This is a genomic window from Rhodococcus sp. D-6, from assembly GCF_040256695.1.
Lineage (GTDB): Bacteria > Actinomycetota > Actinomycetes > Mycobacteriales > Mycobacteriaceae > Rhodococcus > Rhodococcus pyridinivorans.
Window position 1 is genome coordinate 1218812 of the sequence record NZ_CP132970.1, and the last position, 15953, is coordinate 1234764.

The 15953-nt window shown below is 69.6% G+C and carries 13 protein-coding genes; 7 read left to right on the top strand and 6 right to left on the bottom strand.

Annotation, left to right across the window (positions count from 1 at the left end):
- Positions 1-4: 4 nt before the first annotated feature.
- Positions 5-994 (bottom strand): 1-phosphofructokinase, encoded by a 990-nt coding sequence (gene pfkB, locus RBB84_RS05795; protein WP_024100688.1) that lies wholly within the window; start codon positions 992-994, stop codon positions 5-7.
- Positions 991-1758 (bottom strand): DeoR/GlpR family DNA-binding transcription regulator, encoded by a 768-nt coding sequence (locus tag RBB84_RS05800; RefSeq protein ID WP_019289185.1) that lies wholly within the window; start codon positions 1756-1758, stop codon positions 991-993. The genes pfkB and RBB84_RS05800 overlap by 4 nt, the downstream gene beginning before the upstream one ends.
- Before the next feature lie 133 nt (positions 1759-1891).
- Between RBB84_RS05800 and ptsP the strand changes: the two genes are divergently transcribed.
- From ptsP to RBB84_RS05815, 3 genes are all read left to right on the top strand, one after another.
- A complete protein-coding gene (gene ptsP, locus RBB84_RS05805) occupies positions 1892-3559 on the top strand; it encodes a phosphoenolpyruvate--protein phosphotransferase (protein WP_019289186.1) in 1668 nt (555 codons plus the stop codon).
- A 177-nt stretch (positions 3560-3736) separates the two neighbouring features.
- Entirely contained in the window at positions 3737-5029 is a 1293-nt protein-coding gene (locus tag RBB84_RS05810) for a solute carrier family 23 protein (protein WP_064256235.1), read from the top strand.
- Between the two features lie 171 nt (positions 5030-5200).
- Positions 5201-6343, top strand: a complete 1143-nt coding sequence (locus tag RBB84_RS05815; protein ID WP_006551314.1) for an acyl-CoA dehydrogenase family protein — start codon at positions 5201-5203, stop codon at positions 6341-6343.
- A 76-nt stretch (positions 6344-6419) separates the two neighbouring features.
- On the opposite strand, the gene lexA is transcribed toward RBB84_RS05815, so the two are convergent.
- A complete protein-coding gene (gene lexA, locus RBB84_RS05820) occupies positions 6420-7130 on the bottom strand; it encodes a transcriptional repressor LexA (protein WP_024100690.1) in 711 nt (236 codons plus the stop codon).
- A 253-nt stretch (positions 7131-7383) separates the two neighbouring features.
- On the opposite strand from lexA, the gene RBB84_RS05825 reads away from it, so the two are divergent.
- Both RBB84_RS05825 and nrdR read left to right on the top strand, forming a co-directional pair.
- Positions 7384-7959 (top strand): LysM peptidoglycan-binding domain-containing protein, encoded by a 576-nt coding sequence (locus tag RBB84_RS05825; protein ID WP_231912010.1) that lies wholly within the window; start codon positions 7384-7386, stop codon positions 7957-7959.
- Between the two features lie 193 nt (positions 7960-8152).
- The gene (gene nrdR, locus RBB84_RS05830; protein WP_006551317.1) at positions 8153-8623 is read left to right on the top strand and encodes a transcriptional regulator NrdR; all 471 of its coding nucleotides are present in this window, start codon (positions 8153-8155) and stop codon (positions 8621-8623) included.
- A gap of 42 nt (positions 8624-8665) precedes the next feature.
- Here nrdR and hrpA read toward each other — a convergent pair whose 3' ends face one another.
- The gene (gene hrpA / locus RBB84_RS05835) at positions 8666-12559 is read right to left on the bottom strand and encodes an ATP-dependent RNA helicase HrpA (protein ID WP_350247267.1); all 3894 of its coding nucleotides are present in this window, start codon (positions 12557-12559) and stop codon (positions 8666-8668) included.
- A gap of 67 nt (positions 12560-12626) precedes the next feature.
- Positions 12627-13577, bottom strand: coding sequence for a TIGR03621 family F420-dependent LLM class oxidoreductase (locus tag RBB84_RS05840; RefSeq protein WP_024100693.1), 951 nt, complete (start codon positions 13575-13577; stop codon positions 12627-12629).
- 124 nt (positions 13578-13701) lie between these two features.
- Here RBB84_RS05840 and RBB84_RS05845 point away from each other — a divergent pair, with 124 nt between their 5' ends.
- Complete coding sequence (locus RBB84_RS05845; RefSeq protein WP_051424907.1) at positions 13702-14895, top strand: aminotransferase class III-fold pyridoxal phosphate-dependent enzyme; 1194 nt, start codon at positions 13702-13704, stop codon at positions 14893-14895.
- On the opposite strand, the gene RBB84_RS05850 is transcribed toward RBB84_RS05845, so the two are convergent.
- Positions 14855-15121, bottom strand: a complete 267-nt coding sequence (locus tag RBB84_RS05850; protein ID WP_019289192.1) for a hypothetical protein — start codon at positions 15119-15121, stop codon at positions 14855-14857. The two genes, RBB84_RS05845 and RBB84_RS05850, sit on opposite strands and share 41 nt — an antisense overlap.
- Before the next feature lie 72 nt (positions 15122-15193).
- Between RBB84_RS05850 and RBB84_RS05855 the strand changes: the two genes are divergently transcribed.
- Positions 15194-15904 carry a hypothetical protein gene (locus tag RBB84_RS05855; protein ID WP_064256233.1) on the top strand — a complete coding sequence of 237 codons (711 nt, stop codon included), beginning with the start codon at positions 15194-15196 and terminating at the stop codon, positions 15902-15904.
- Positions 15905-15953 lie beyond the last annotated feature (49 nt).

Below are 15953 nucleotides of genomic sequence, written 5' to 3' on the forward strand. Positions count from 1 at the left end.
TTCCTTAGGAGTGGGAGGGGAGCGGTCGGGGTCGGCGGTGGACGTCGGTGACGTGCACTCGGGATGGATCGACGGAATCGGGTGTGGGCAGGGCTGTTCCGGGGAGCGTGACGGCTGCGGTTCCGTACGCCACGGCGAGGCGCAGGCACTCGTCGGGGGTGTGACCGGCCTGCTCGGCGAGCAGATATCCGGCGAGCGACGAGTCGCCCGCGCCGACCGTGCTGCGGACCGTGACGTCGTCGGCGGTGGCCCGCCACGCGCCGGTGGCGGTGACCAGCACCGCGCCCGCACCGCCGAGGGTCGCGAGTACCGCGCCGACCCCGCGTTCCACCAGCACCCGTCCCGCGTCGACCACGGCGCCGACGTCTCCTGCGGCGGCGCCGGATTCGAGTTCGTGGGCGTCCGCGCCGGTGAGCTGGGCCAGTTCGTCGGCGTTCGGCTTGATCACGTCCGGGGCCGCCGCGGGGAACCTCTCGGCGAGGGCGAGCAGTGGCCGCTCGGAGGTGTCGACCGCGATGCGGCATCCGAGACCGCGCAGGGCACCCACGAGATCGGCATACCACGACTCGGGCACACCGGGAGGAAGAGAACCGGACAGGACGGTCCACGCGGCTCCCTGCGCGCATTCCAGCAGGACTGCGTGCAACTCGCCGAGTGTGCGTCCGGTGCAGGGGGTTCCGGGTTCGTTGAGTTTGGTCGTGGTGCCGTCGGGTTCGGCGACGGTGATGTTGTTGCGCGTCGGCCCGGAGGTGGGCACGGCCCGATGGGCGATGCCCTGCTCGTCCAGCGCGGCGAGCAGAGGATCGCCGGCGTTGGCCGGGAGAACGGCGACGACCTCGGTCGTCGCGGCGTGCAGCACACGCGCGACGTTGATCCCCTTGCCGCCCGGATCGACGGTGGATCGCTCGGTGCGATGCACCTTCCCGCGCTCGAGCGGGCCCGTCAGCCCGACCGTGCGATCGAGACTGGGGTTGGCCGTGAGCGTGACGATCATGTCGTCACCACCTCGATTCCGTGTTCGATGAGTTGCCGACGGTCGGTGTCGTCGAGATCGGTGTCGGTGACCAGAACGTCGATCGGTTCGAGCGACGCGAAGCTCAGCAGATTGCGCCGACCGACCTTCGACGAATCGGCGACCACGACGACCCGGTCGGCGGTGCGCACCATCGCGCGCTTGACCGCGGCCTCGTCGGCGTCGGGGGTGGACAGGCCGTGGTCGATGCTCAGCGCGTTGGTGCCGATGAAGGCCACGTCGACGTGCACCGTCGACAAGGTGGCGAGGGCCTCGGCACCCACCGCGGCCTGCGTGACACCGCGGACGCGACCGCCGAGCAGGTGCAGCTGCACGGTGCTCATTGCGGCGAGGCGCGCGGCGATCGGCACCGAGTTGGTGACGACGGTGAGGTCGACCTCGGGCGGCAGCGCTCCGACGATCCTGCCGGTCGTGGTGCCGGCGTCGAAGAGCACGCTTCCGCCGGACGGCGGGAGGAAGGACGTCGCGGCGGCGGCGATGCGGTCCTTGTGTTCGGCGCGGGTGTGTTCGCGCTCGGAGAGGGCAGGCTCGGCCACCGAGAGCGAGGCGGCCGGGATCGCGCCGCCGTGAACCCGCCGCACGAGGCCCAGGCGTTCGAGGTGTGCGAGGTCGCGGCGCACGGTCTCGGTGGTGACGCCGTACCGGTCGGCGAGCACTGCGACCGACACGCGGCCACGTGCCGCCACCAGTGCTGCGATCGCCTGCTGCCGTTCCTCTGCGTACACCGACACTCCTGGGGGTACCCGATCTGTGGGGAAAACAATGTTGGTTTATGTTGTTTTACGCCCGTCTGTGTTGACATGTCAAGGCTTCCGAGTAATCTGAGTCACAACGAACTACTGCGGTGAGGAGATCTCCATGGAGCAGTCGGCGTCCGTCCTGTACGGCACCCCCGTCGTCCCCGGTATCGGATACGGGCCGGTCATCCGTCCCGTCGCGCGTCCTGTGGTCCCGGCGCAGGGCGCCTCGATCCCCGACACGGCGCGCGAGGCCGAGGTGGGCCGGTTCGAGGACGCCGCGAAGGTCGTGGCCGAGCGGCTGCGCGCCCGCGCCTCGCGTGCATCGGGTGCCGCGGCAGAAGTGCTCCAAGCCACCGCTGTGCTGGTCGAGGACCGCGCCTGGCGCGGGGCGACCGCGACGAAGATCCGGTCCGGATCCGACGCGGTCGGTGCCACCGTCGCCGCCACCGACCAGTTCGCGGCCCTGTTCGAGAAGATGGGCGGGCTGCAGTCCGAGCGGGTCACCGACCTGCTCGACATCCGCGACCGCGTGATCGCCGAACTGCAGGGCGCCCCCGAACCCGGTCTCGAGATGCCCGATTCGCCGTCCGTGCTCCTCGCGGCCGATCTCGCACCCGCCGACACCGCCGGACTCGACCCGTCCGTCGTCGTCGCGCTGGCCACCTCCCTCGGAGGACCCACGAGCCACACCGCGATCATCGCGCGCCAGCTCGGCATCCCGTGTGTCGTCGCGGTGGCAGGTCTCGACGACGTCCCTGCCGGCACCGAGGTGCTGGTCGACGGCGCGACGGGCCGGATCGTGATCTCCCCGGACAGCGCCGAGGCCGCAGCCGAGGTCGAACGCGACCGCGTCGAGCGCGAGCGGGTGGCGGGCTGGTCCGGTCCCGGCGCCACCGCCGACGGTCACCCGGTCGAGATCCTCGCCAACGTGCAGGACGGATCGGGTGCCCGCGCGGCGCGCCGGACGCCGGCGCAGGGCGTCGGACTGTTCCGCACCGAGTTGTGTTTCCTCGACCGCGACACCGAACCGACGGTGGACGAGCAGGCCGACATCTATGCGGAGGTCTTCGAGGCGTTCGAGGGACGGAAGGTCGTCCTGCGGACCCTCGACGCCGGCTCCGACAAGCCCCTCCGGTTCGCCAACCACCCCGACGAACACAATCCCGCCCTCGGCGTCCGCGGTATCCGCATCACGACCACGGCGCCGGGAGTCCTCGACCGTCAGCTCGACGCGGTGGCCGCCGCGGCCTCGCGCACCGGCGCCACGCCGTGGGTCATGGCACCGATGGTGGCGACCGTCTCGGAGGCGGCCGATTTCGCCGCGCGGGTGCGCGAGCGCGGGCTGTCACCCGGCGTCATGATCGAGGTTCCGTCCGCGGCGCTGCTCGCCGATCGGTTGCTCGAACACCTGGACTTCCTGTCGATCGGCACCAACGACCTCGCCCAGTACACGATGGCGGCCGATCGGATGTCGCCGCAGCTGGCCGCACTCACCGACCCGTGGCAGCCCGCGGTGCTCGCACTCGTGGCCCGCGCGGCGCAGGCCGGGGCGGCCGCGAGCAAGCCGGTGGGGGTGTGCGGCGAGGCGGCGGCCGACCCGCTCCTCGCCTGCGTCCTGACCGGAATGGGCGTGACGTCCCTGTCGTGCGCCGCGTCGGCGGTGACGGGTGTCGGCGCCCGGCTCTCCTCGGTCCCGATGGACCGTTGCCGTGAGGCGGCCGAGGCGGTCCTCGCGAGCGACGACCCCGTCGCGGCACGTGCCGCGGCAGCGAAACTGCTGGACTGAGCGGCGCGGCCGGGACGGCCTGTTCTACGCGGCCGGGGCGGCCTGTTCTACGCGGCCGGGGCGGCCTGTTCTACGCGGCCGGGGCGGCCTGTTCTACGCGGCCGGGATGGCCTGTTCTACGCGGCCGGGGCGGTCTGTTCTACGCCGATGAGGCTGCCGGTTCTACGATGACCTGTCGTGACCGAACGAGCGAACACGACCGGACGCACGACCACACGCCGCGGCTGGACCCTGCACGGCGACGGACGTCGCATCAACCCCGGTGCGGTGGTCGCACCGCACGAGCGACTGTCGTGGCCGCGCACCATCGGCATCGGGATGCAGCACGTCATCGCGATGTTCGGCGCCACCCTGCTCGTGCCGACGATCACGGGCTTCCCCGTCACGACCACGCTGCTGTTCTCCGGTATCGGCACCGCGCTGTTCCTGATCATCACGCGCGGCCGGGTGCCCAGCTATCTCGGTTCGTCTTTCGCGTTCATCGCGCCGCTCAGCGCCTCGGCCGGTTCCGGTCCGGCAGCGCAGCTCGGCGGGATCGTCGCCGTCGGCATCGTGCTGGTGCTTATCGGCCTCGTGGTCAAGGCGGCGGGTTCGCGCATCATCGACGCGGTCATGCCGCCGGTGGTCACCGGGGCGATCGTCGCCCTCATCGGCCTCAACCTCGCGCCGACGGCCACCGGATCGTTCGAAGCCCAACCGCTCGTCGCCACGATCACGCTCGTGGTCACACTGCTCGTGACGGTGGTCGGCCCGGGCATGCTCGGCCGCCTCGGCATCCTCGTCGGTGTGATCGTCGGATGGATCTTCGCGGCGTTCACCGGGGCGATCGCGTCCGAGCGCATCGACGCCATGCGCGACGCGGCGTGGTTCGGTCTGCCCGATCTGCACGGCCCCACTTTCGAACTGTCGGTCGTGCTGTTGGCGCTGCCCGTCGTCGTCGTGCTGGTCGCGGAGAACGTAGGCCACGTCAAGGCGGTCGCCGCGATGACCGGTCGAAACCTCGACGACATGGCCGGCAATGCGCTCATCGCCGACGGCCTTGCGACCACCCTCGCGGGTGCGGGCGGCGGCTCGGGCACGACCACCTATGCCGAGAACATCGGCGTCATGGCGGCCACGCGCGTGTACTCGACCGCTGCATACGCCGTTGCGGCGGTCACCGCCGTCGTGCTGGCCTTCTCGCCGAAGTTCGGTGCGCTGGTGTTCACCGTGCCCGAGGGCGTCCTCGGCGGCGCGACCCTCGTGCTCTACGGCCTGATCGGCATCCTCGGTGTCCGCATCTGGACGGAGGCGAAGGTCGACTTCACGGATCCGGTCAACCTCACGGTCGCGGCCGCGGCGCTCGTCGCCGGCATCGGCGACCTGACCCTGTCGATCGGCTCGGTCGAACTCGGCGGTATCGCCTGGGGTTCGATCGGCATCCTCGTCGCGTACCCGCTGCTGCGCAGACTCGCGGATCTGCGCCGCTGACCGGAACCCGGCGCATCGGCCGACACCGACTCGTGCCCGCGGGCCGTTCGATACCGACGCGTACCCGCCGGGGTCGTCCGGGTCACAAAATGCGCTCGGTTGTGTCAGCGTTACCGCGCCCTCGTCTGCATACCGTGAGTATGTCGAACGACGTCTCACACAGGAGCGCAGATGCAACGCACCCTTTTCGAGCCCGAGCACGACCTCTTCCGGGAGTCGTACCGGAAGTTCCTCGAACAGGAGGTGGCCCCCTTCCACGAGCAGTGGGAGAAGGACAAGATCGTCGACCGTGAGGTGTGGAAGAAGGCCGGCGCGCAGGGCTTCCTCGGCATGGCGGTGCCGGAGGAGTACGGCGGCGGTGGCATGGACGACTTCCGCTACAACGCCATCATGGCCGAGGAGACCACCAAGCTGGGCTTCAGCGGTCTGGGCTTCATGCTGCACAACGATGTCGTCGCTCCCTACCTGCTCGAGCTCGCCAACGAGGAGCAGAAGAAGCGTTGGCTCCCGGGCTTCTGTTCGGGTGAGCTGATCACGGCCATCGCGATGACCGAGCCGGGCACCGGCAGCGACCTGCAGGGCATCAAGACCCGCGCGGTGCGCGACGGTGACGACTGGGTCCTCAACGGCGCCAAGACGTTCATCACCAACGGCATCCACTCCGATCTGGTGATCGTCGTCGCATGCACCGACCCGGAGAAGGGCGCCCAGGGCTTCTCGCTGCTCGTCGTCGAGCGCGGCATGCCGGGCTTCGAGCGGGGACGCAACCTCGACAAGATCGGCCTCGACGCGCAGGACACGGCGGAGCTCAGCTTCAACGACGTTCGCGTCCCGGCGGCCAACCTCCTCGGCCAGGAGGGCATGGGCTTCATCTACCTGATGCAGAACCTGCCGCAGGAACGTCTCGCGATCGCCGTCGTCGCCGCTGCTGCGATGGAGCGCGTGCTCGACGACACGATCCAGTACTGCCGCGACCGCAAGGCGTTCGGCAAGCCGATCGGCAAGTTCCAGAACACCCGCTTCGAGCTCGCCGAGCTCGCCACCGAGACCCAGCTGGCCCGGGTGTTCGTGGACCGGTGCATCGAGCTGCTGAACGAGAAGAAGCTCACCGTCCAGGAGGCCGCGATGGCCAAGTACTGGACCACCGACAAGCAGGTCGAGCTGATCGACCGCTGCCTGCAGCTGCACGGTGGCTACGGCTACATGCGCGAGTATCCGGTCGCCAAGGCGTACCTCGATGCCCGCGTGCAGAAGATCTACGGCGGCACGAACGAGATCATGAAGGAAGTCATCGGGCGCGGCCTCAACGTCTGAGGCACGTACGAGAAGGCCTGGGTGGCTTCGCTGTGCGGAGCCACCCAGGCCTCGTTCGTCTCCGGTGGCCCGGGGATCAGATCTTGCGGACGACCGTGACGACCTTGCCGAGGACGACTGCGTCGTTGCCCGGGATGGGTTCGAACATCGGGTTGTGCGGCATGAGCCAGACGTCGCCGTCGACCCGCTTGAACGTCTTGACGGTGGCCTCGCCGTCGAGCATCGCGGCGACGATATCGCCGTTGTCGGCGACGTTCTGCTGCCGGACGACCACCCAGTCGCCGTCGCAGATGGCCGCGTCGATCATCGACTGGCCGACGACCTTGAGCAGGAACAGCGAGCCCTGACCGACGAGTTCGCGCGGCAGCGGGAAGACATCCTCGACCGATTCCTCGGCCAGGATCGGACCACCGGCAGCGATCCGGCCGACGACGGGAACCATTGCCGCCGAAGGGATGTCGTCGGTCGACGTGCCGGCGACCACCTCGGGCGAGGACTCGGGTGCGGGGGTGGGCTCGAGACCGCGGACGTCCACGGCACGCGGACGGTTCGGATCCCGGCGCAGGAAGCCCTTCCGTTCGAGGGTGCGCAGCTGGTGTGCGACGGAGGATGTGGAGTTGAGGCCGACGGCGTCGCCGATCTCACGGATGCTCGGCGGGTATCCCCGTTCGCTGACGGAATCGCGGATGACCTCGAGCACACGACGCTGACGCTCGGTGAGGCTCGCGGTGGGATCGTCGGTCGCGGGTCCGCCCCGGCGGGCTGTGGATGTTCCGTCCGCCTTCATCGTGACCTCCGTGCGGCGAGTGTCGGATGGGTTGCAAGTTGCCTTTCGAATCTATCGAGATCCCGCGCGTATATCAAACAGATGTTCGAGATTCACCCTCCGAGGAGCTGCCGTCAGGCTGTGACTCGTGATAGAACATTCGAACAGACTTTCGTTCGAACACATGATCGAGTGGTCGGACGGGGTCGGAAGGCCACGCACAGCGACACGGACGGGGTCGGAAGACCACGCACAGCGACACGGAGGATTTCCGATGAGCAGAGCGGTTCGGATCGACACGGCGGTTCCGGTGGGTACGGCGCGACAGGGCGCGGTGGTCCGAACCGGTGCCTCAGTCCGGACGAGCACGGCAGGGCGGACCGTCGTGGGCCCGCCGGGAGCAGGTGCGCCCGGGGCGGCGGCATATCGCATCCGGCCGATCGCGACGTCGACGCTGCACCATCGCACCCGTGTCCCGGCGCGGACGAGACCGCGCGTCGCCGCGCCCTCGCGGGAACCCCTGCACCGCCGTTCGGAGATCGCACCGCGCAGTCGCCGGCCTGCGAAGGGGACGAGTTGGCGGCAGATGGCCACGACGGTGCTCCTCACCGCGCTCGCGACCACGATGCTCCTCGTGCTCGCCCACGTGCGCACCGATGAGGTGATCTCGCAGAGCGCCGGCACCACGGTCGTGCGAGAGGGGGAGAGCCTGGAGGCCTTGGCCGCTCGCGTGTGGCCCGAGGTCCCGGTCGACGTCACGGTCGCGAGGATCGCCGACCTCAACTCGCTCGACGGTACGGCCGTGCAGGCCGGAAGCCGCCTCCTCTTGCCGGATTCCAGCCGGGAATGAGGGCGTCGTGGCCCCGCCCGACCCGCGATCCGCTCCCGAGCCGGACAGGCGGGTATTGTCTAACACTGTCAGTCACACCACTCCGTGTGGTTGCGGCGGTGTCGGCCCACTCGCGGGTGGAGACGGTTCCGGTCGGGAGACATCGCTTCGGCGCCGACGTCGCGACCCGCACGGGCACGACGAAGGAACCGACATGTACTGCCCGTATTGCCGCCATCCCGATTCCCGGGTGGTCGATTCGCGCGAGGCAGACGAGGGTGCCGCGATCCGTCGTCGGCGGGCGTGTCCCGAATGCGGACGCCGCTTCACCACAGTCGAGACGGCCGTGCTGTCCGTCGTCAAGCGCAGCGGCGTGACCGAGCCGTTCAGCCGCGAGAAGGTCGTGCGCGGCGTGGCCCGCGCCTGCCAGGGGCGCGATGTCGACAACGACGCACTCAACAAGCTCGCGCAGCAGGTCGAGGACGCGGTGCGGGCGAAGGGCTCACCCGAGGTCCCGAGCCACGAGGTCGGACTGGCGATCCTCGGACCCCTACGCGATCTCGACGAGGTTGCCTATCTTCGATTCGCCTCGGTCTACCGTTCCTTCAGTTCTGCAGAGGATTTCGAACGCGAGATTCAGGAACTGCGCGAGCACAAGAAGTCCTGCTCGGTCGAGACCGACTGAGCGACCCGGTCGAAGCCGACCGCACGCCGGCCGGTCCGGTCGCTACCGGATCCCGTCGATCGCCTTCAGGACGCGCTTCTCCGACACTGGGATCCGCGTTCCGAGACCCTGCGCGAACAGGCTCACGCGCAGTTCCTCGATCATCCAGTAGATCTCGACCACCTCGGGAGCGGCGCGCCGTTCCTCCGGCAGTCGTGCGAGTAGCTTGTCGTAGGCGCCGTAGACGCGATCGAGCACATCCATTCCCGCGGCATCGCGATGCGCACTCGCCGGCAACGCCTCCAGGCGTTGCGCGGCCGCGGTGAGATAGCGCGGCAGGTCGGCGATCCGCCGCGACCCCAGATCGGTGACGAAGCCGGGGAACAGCAGCGACTGCAGCTGTTCGCGTACGTCGTCGGCAGCCTCGCCGTCCGACCGATCGAGGAGCACACCCACCTCGTGGGCGCGGGACAGCACGGGCACAACCGCTTTCAACAGACGGGCCACGCGCCCCGGCAGGTGTGACCGCACCGTGGACGCGAGCGCCTCGAACTCGTCGGGCGTGCGCACGGGTGCGCCGTGTGCGGCGATAAGTTCGTCCACCGCGCAGGCACGGCAGTCCTCGATCAGCGCGTCGAACGATCCGTCGGGGTTCCGCCCGAGCGCGAGCCGCTCCATGTTGGTCAGCCCCGAGGTCACGGCCTTCGCCTTCGTCGGTGCCGACGACAGAAGCAGGGCACGCAACCCCTGACGCGTCGCGTTCTGCTGGGCCTGCGGTGTGCTGAGCACGCGCACCGCGACGCCGTCCTTCTCCGCGACCAGGGCAGGGTAACCGGTGACCGTCCGGCCACCGATCTCGCGGGTGACGGTCTCCGGCAGGTTCCCGAGGGTCTCGGCCGTCCACACCACCGCCGCGGGACGTTCGGTGCCCGCAGCGGCGCGCGAGACCTCCGCGTCGACCCGCGGAGCCAACTTCTTCCGCAGGGCCGCCAGGCTCTTGCTGCGGCCGAGCACGGTGCCGCGCTCGTCGACCGCGGCGAAGGTCATCCGCAGATGGTCGGGCAACGCACCGGTATCGAAGTCCGAGGGCTCGATCGTGCACCGGCCGAGCCGGGACAGCTCGCGGGCCATCGCATTGACGAGCGGTTCGGAGCGCGGCGTCACCGAGGCGAGGGCGGCCGCTGCGAAATCGGGAGCCGGTACGACCTGCCTCCGGAGGTGTTTCGGCAGGGTCTTGATGAGGGCCGTGACCAGCTCGGTCCGCATCCCGGGTACCAGCCAGTCGAAACCGACGGACTTGAGGTTCGCGAGCAGCGCGACGGGGACGCGGGCGGTGACACCGTCCTCCTCCGTGCCCGGCTCGAACTGGTAGGTGAGGGGGAACTGGATCTCGCCCTGGCGCCACGCGTCCGGATAGTCGCCCTCGAGCACCGAGGCGGCGTCCTGGTTCACCACGGTGTCCGGCGTGAACGTCAGCAGGTCGGGTTGCTGCCTGCGGGTCTTCTTCCACCACGTGTCGAAGTGCCGGGCCGAGATCGCCTCCGGGCCGACCCGCTGGTCGTAGAAGTCGAACAGGGTCTCGTCGTCGACGACGATGTCGCGCCGGCGCGCACGGTGTTCGAGTTCCTCGACGTCCTCGAGCAGCGCCCGGTTGTCGTGGAAGAACTTGTGCTGCGTGCGCCATTCGCCTTGCACGAGGGCGTGGCGGATGAACAGTTCGCGCGAGACCTCCGGATCGATCCGTCCGTACGGCACGGGACGCTGGGCGACCAGGGGGATGCCGTAGAGCGTGACGCGTTCGTAGGCCATCGCCGACTCGCGGCGCGTCGACCAGTGCGGCTCCGAGTAGGTGCGCTTGACCAGGTGCGGAGCGAGCTTCTCGACCCATTCGGGTTCGATGCGCGCGGCCGTCCGCGCCCACAGCCGTGAGGTCTCCACGAGTTCGGCGGCCATGACCCAGCGCGGAGGCTTCTTGAACAACGACGATCCCGGGAAGACGGCGAACCGTGCGCCGCGGGCACCGAGGAAGTCGCGCTTGTCGCCCTCGCGAAGACCGATGTGCGACAGCAGACCTGCAAGCAGGGACTTGTGGACGTCGTCGGGATTCACGTCGCGGTGGTGCGTCTGCCAGCCCATGTCGACAGTGATCTGACGGAGCTGCCCCTGCAGGTCCTGCCACTCACGGATCCGCAACCAGTGCAGGAACTCGTCGCGGCACAACCTGCGGAACCTGCTCGACGACAGTTCCCGCCGTTGCTCCTTCAGGTAGTCCCACAATCGCAGGAAGGCCAGGAAGTCCGAGCCCTCAACCGCGAACCGGGCGTGCTTCTCGTCGGCGGCCTGCTGGAACTCGGTCGGGCGTTCGCGCACGTCCTGGATCGACAGGGCCGCGACGATGATGAGCACCTCGCGCAGACATCCGTTCCGGTGGCCCTCGACGATCATGCGGGCCATGCGCGGATCGACGGGCAGGCGGGCGATCTCGCGGCCCGTCGCGGTCAGGCGCGGCGTCTCGCCCTTCTTGGCGGGTTCGAGCGCGCCGAGCTCCTCGAGCAGAGCGATGCCGTCGCGGATCGCGCGGGGATCCGGGGCCTCCACGAACGGGAACGCCTCGATGTCGCCGAGACCGAGCGCCGTCATCTGCAACACTACCGACGCGAGGTTGGTGCGCAGGATCTCGGGCTCGGTGAACTCCGGCCGGCCGTCGAAGTCGTCCTCCGAGTACAGACGGATGCAGATGCCGTCGGCGACACGACCGCACCGTCCGGCGCGCTGCCGCGCCGAGGCCTGCGAGATCGGCTCGATCGGCAGTCGCTGCACCTTCGTCCGCACCGAGTACCGCGAGATACGTGCGGTGCCGGGGTCGACGACGTAGCGGATGCCGGGAACCGTCAGGGACGTCTCGGCGACGTTGGTGGACAACACGACCCGCCGGCCCGTGTGCGGTGCGAAGACCCGGTACTGTTCGGCCGCCGACAGGCGTCCGTAGAGCGGGAGGATCTCGGTGTTGAGGAGCTTGCGGTCGCGCAGTGCGTCGGCGGTGTCGCGGATCTCGCGCTCGCCGGAGAGGAAGACCAGGATGTCGCCGTCGCCCTCACACTGGAGTTCCTCGACGGCCTCGCACACCGCGTCGACGGGGTCGCGGTCGACCAGCGTGTCGCCCACCTCGACGGTCAGCGGCCGGTAACGCACCTCGACGGGATAGGTGCGGCCGGAGACCTCCACGATGGGGGCAGGCGTGCCGTTCGCGTCGGCGAAGTGGCGCGCGAAACGTTCGGGGTCGATCGTCGCCGAGGTGATGATCACCTTCAGGTCGGGGCGACGCGGAAGCAGCTGCGCGAGGTAGCCGAGCAGGAAGTCGATGTTGAGGCTGCGCTCGTGCGCCTCGTCGATGATGAGCGTGTCGTACTGGCGCAGCAGGCGGTCGCGCTGGATCTCGGCGAGGAGGATGCCGTCGGTCATCAGCTTGACGAGTGTCGACTCGGTGACCTGATCGTTGAAGCGCACCGTGTATCCGACGGCGTCGCCGAGCTCGGTGTCCAGTTCCTCCGCGAGTCGCTCGGCGACGGCGCGCGCGGCGATACGGCGCGGCTGGGTGTGGCCGATCAGGCCGCGAACCCCGCGCCCGAGTTCGAGGCAGATCTTCGGGATCTGCGTCGTCTTGCCCGAACCGGTCTCACCGGCGACCACTACGACCTGGTGGTCGCGGATCGCGGCGGCGATGTCGTCCTTGCGCTGCGAGACCGGTAGGTCCTCGGGATAACGGATCTCCGGGACCGACGACGCACGGGACGCGAGCCGGGCGCGGGCGGTCTCGATCTCGGCGGCGACCTCGGTCAGCGCCTCGCCGCCCCGCGCCCGGTCGAGCCTGCGACGGAGGCGGTTCACGTCGCGGAGGGAGACCTCGGACAGGGCAGCGCGCAGTTCGCGACGATTCGGGGCGGGGGAGATGGACATGCTGATCACACAGCCTAGCGAAACGACCCGGTCGGGGCCGGTCGGGGAGGGCAGGCAGGCCAGGTGGTCAGCCCGCCAGAGCACGCACCCGGCCGATCACTTCACCGAAGATCTCCCGGTACGGGGCGTGAACCGTGAAGTGGGTGAACCCGTAGCGCTCCCGGCTGTGCAGGATCTGCCCGGCCATCTCGTCGACCGTGCCGATCAGCACGAACGGCGAGTCGAGCAGGTCGTCGGCGCTCACGGTGTGCTCGAATCGCTCGGCGAGCGCGGCGGCGGTGCCCACCCGGTCGTCGGTCTCGACGACCGCCTGGAGCAGGGTGTGCCACTCGATGTCCTCCACCCGGTCGCCGGCCCGTGCCCGCACGAACGCGACCCGGTCGTCGGCCTCGGCCGCCGTGGCGATGCGGAACGTCCCCGGTGGCCTCCCCGGGAGTTGGACGGCGCCGGCGACGCTCACGATGTCGGCATGGGCGGCGGCGACGGCGAGGATCCGGTCGCCGGTGCCTCCGACGATCAGGGGCGGACCGTAGCCGCCGAATCCGCGCCGTTGCATCGGCCGGAGTACGGGCAGGTCGAACGCTTCGCGCAGCGCTGCCTGCTCGTCGAAGCCGGACCCGGTGAACGATCGCTGCAGTTCCTGCACGGTGGATTCGAGTCTCTCGGCGCGCTCGTCGAAGCGCTCCCACTCGATCCCGGCCGCCTCGAACTCCCATCTCATGTGGCCTGCGCCGAGGCCGACCTCGAGCCGGCCGCCGGTGAGCAGATCGGTGGTCGCGATCTCGCGGGCGAGCAGTGCCGGATTCCAGAAACCGGCATTGAGCACCATCGTGCCGACCCGCAGACGCTCGGTGGCACCGGCGGCGGCGACCAGGACGGGGAACGGCGCGGGGACACCGAGATGGTCGGCCGCGTACACCGCGTCGAAACCCGCGTCCTCGACGGCGCGGCACCAGCGAACGAACGCATCGGGAGACCCGACCTCGAAGATGTTGACGGAGAAGCGGAACTCGGTCATGGCACCAGGGTGGCGGGTACGGGCCTCCGGCGCCAGAGTCGTTTCCTCCGCATACGATGACGGGTGTCGTGATCGTCGTGGACGGGAGTTGGTCGTGGGTGCGTTGTGGCACGGATTCGCCGATATGGGCGCGATCGAACGGGACGGCGCATTCGTCGTGTCGCGCGGGGAAGGCGCGTACATCTGGGACGACGCCGGCAACCGTTACCTCGATGCCACCGCCGGACTGTGGTTCACCAATGTCGGTCACGGCCGCACCGAGATCGGCGACGCGATCGCAGCGCAGGTCGCCAAACTCGCCCACTACTCGAACTTCGGCGACCTGACCTCCGAGCCCGCCGTCGAACTCGCCGAGCGTCTCGCGGGGATCGCCCCGGTTCCGGGCAGCAAGATCTTCTTCACCTCCGGTGGATCCGACTCCGTCGACTCGGCGGCCAAGCTCGCGCGGCGGTACTGGCAGGAGGTCGGGAAGCCCGGCAAGCGGCTGCTGGTCTCGCGCGAGAAGGCGTACCACGGCATGCACGTCGGCGGCACCTCGCTCGCCGGTATCCCCGTCAACGGTGAGGGCTACGGCCGCCTGTGGGAGGACACCGCGCGGGTTGCGTGGGACGACGCCAAGGCGCTGCTCGAACTCATCGATTCGGTCGGTGCCGACTCCATCGCGGCCTTCTTCTGCGAACCCGTCATCGGTGCGGGCGGGGTGTACCTGCCGCCGGACGGCTATCTCGCCGAGATCCGCGACATCTGCCGCGACCACGACATCCTGTTCGTCGTCGACGAGGTGGTCACCGGCTTCGGTCGTATCGGTGGTTCGTGGTTCGCGTCGTCGCGATTCGACCTGGAGCCCGACATGGTCACCACCGCCAAGGGACTCACCTCCGGCTACCTGCCGATGGGCGCCCTGTTCGTCGCTCCGCGGGTCGCCGAACCGTTCTTCGCCGGAGGCGTGTGGTGGCGCCACGGATACACCTACGGCGGGCATGCTGCAGCCGCAGCGGCCGCCCTCGCCAACCTCGACATCATCGAGCGTGAGAATCTGCTCGCCGAGGCGGCGCGGATCGAGCGGACGCTGCACGAGAAGCTCGCTCCGCTGGCGGACCACCCGCGGGTGGCCGAGGTGCGCAGCGGCCTCGGTGCGGTGGCGGCCGTGCAGCTCACCGATCCGTCCGAGGCGCTCGGTTTCGTCAAGACCCTGCGGCAGCACGGGATCTCGGGACGCGCGGCCGGTCAGGGCGCGATGCAGATCTCCCCGTCGTTCGTGATGACCGACGAGCAGATCACCGATCTCGCCGACGGAATCGCCGCAGCACTCGGCTGATCTTTTCCTTCGGCCCGACCGGTACCTCGGCGAGGGGGAGTTCGGCGCTGCCGTCGCGTGCGGCGAGCGAACGGGCATAGCGCTCGTGCAACACCGAACGCACCTCGTCGGGGCTGTAGTTCCGTCGCTGTCGCTCGTTGCGGGCGGCGACAGCACCGGTCGCCGCGACTCCCACGATCCCGGCGAGTCCGACGAGCTTCCACCACTTGCCACCGCGCAGTGCCATGGGGCGACCCTAGCGGTCCGTCGGGGTCATGCGGACGACCCCAGCGGCCGTCGGGCATGGCAGGCTGACGGCATGGACACTTCGTCGGCAGAACGGTCCGCCGGCGCACGTTCACGTCTCACCCTCGACGAGGCCGTGGCGACGACCCGCACGGGGGATCTGTGGATCTTCCGCGGCGCCACCCCGGCCGACCGAGCGATCCAGACGCTGACCAACGCGCCGGTGAACCACGTGGGGATGACGGTCGCACTCGAGGACCTGCCGCCGCTGATGTGGCACGCCGAGCTCGGACGCAGCCTCCCGGACATGTGGACGGGGCGGCACCAGCGCGGCGTGCAGTTGCACGACCTGCGCAGTGCGGTGCAGGTGTGGGCCGCGCGTTACGGGCAGCGCGGTTGGTTGCGGCAGATCTCGGTGGCGGTCACCCCGGATCAGGAGGATCAGCTGCTGCGTACGATCGCGAGGCTCGACGGCACACCGTTCCCGTCGACGACGAAACTCACGGGGCGATGGTTCGCGGGCCGGCTCCCACGTCGTCGCCGGGCCGCCGTCCCGTCGGGTGGGCTCGAGAGCGCGTACTGCGCCGAGGTGGTCGGGTTGACACTGGAGGAGATGGGGTTGCTGCGGCAACGGCACCGGGGAAGCAACTGGTACGACCCCGGCCGGTTCTGGAGCGGCGATCGGCTGCCACTCGCTCCCGGGGTGGAGTTCGGTGGCGAGATCCAGGTCGTGCTGGACGAGGACGACCTCGCTGCCGGAAGAGCGGCGGGCTCGGCGTCGTAGGACCTGGCAGTCGGCGCAGCGAGCGCCCGTCTCGTGGTCGACGCACGAC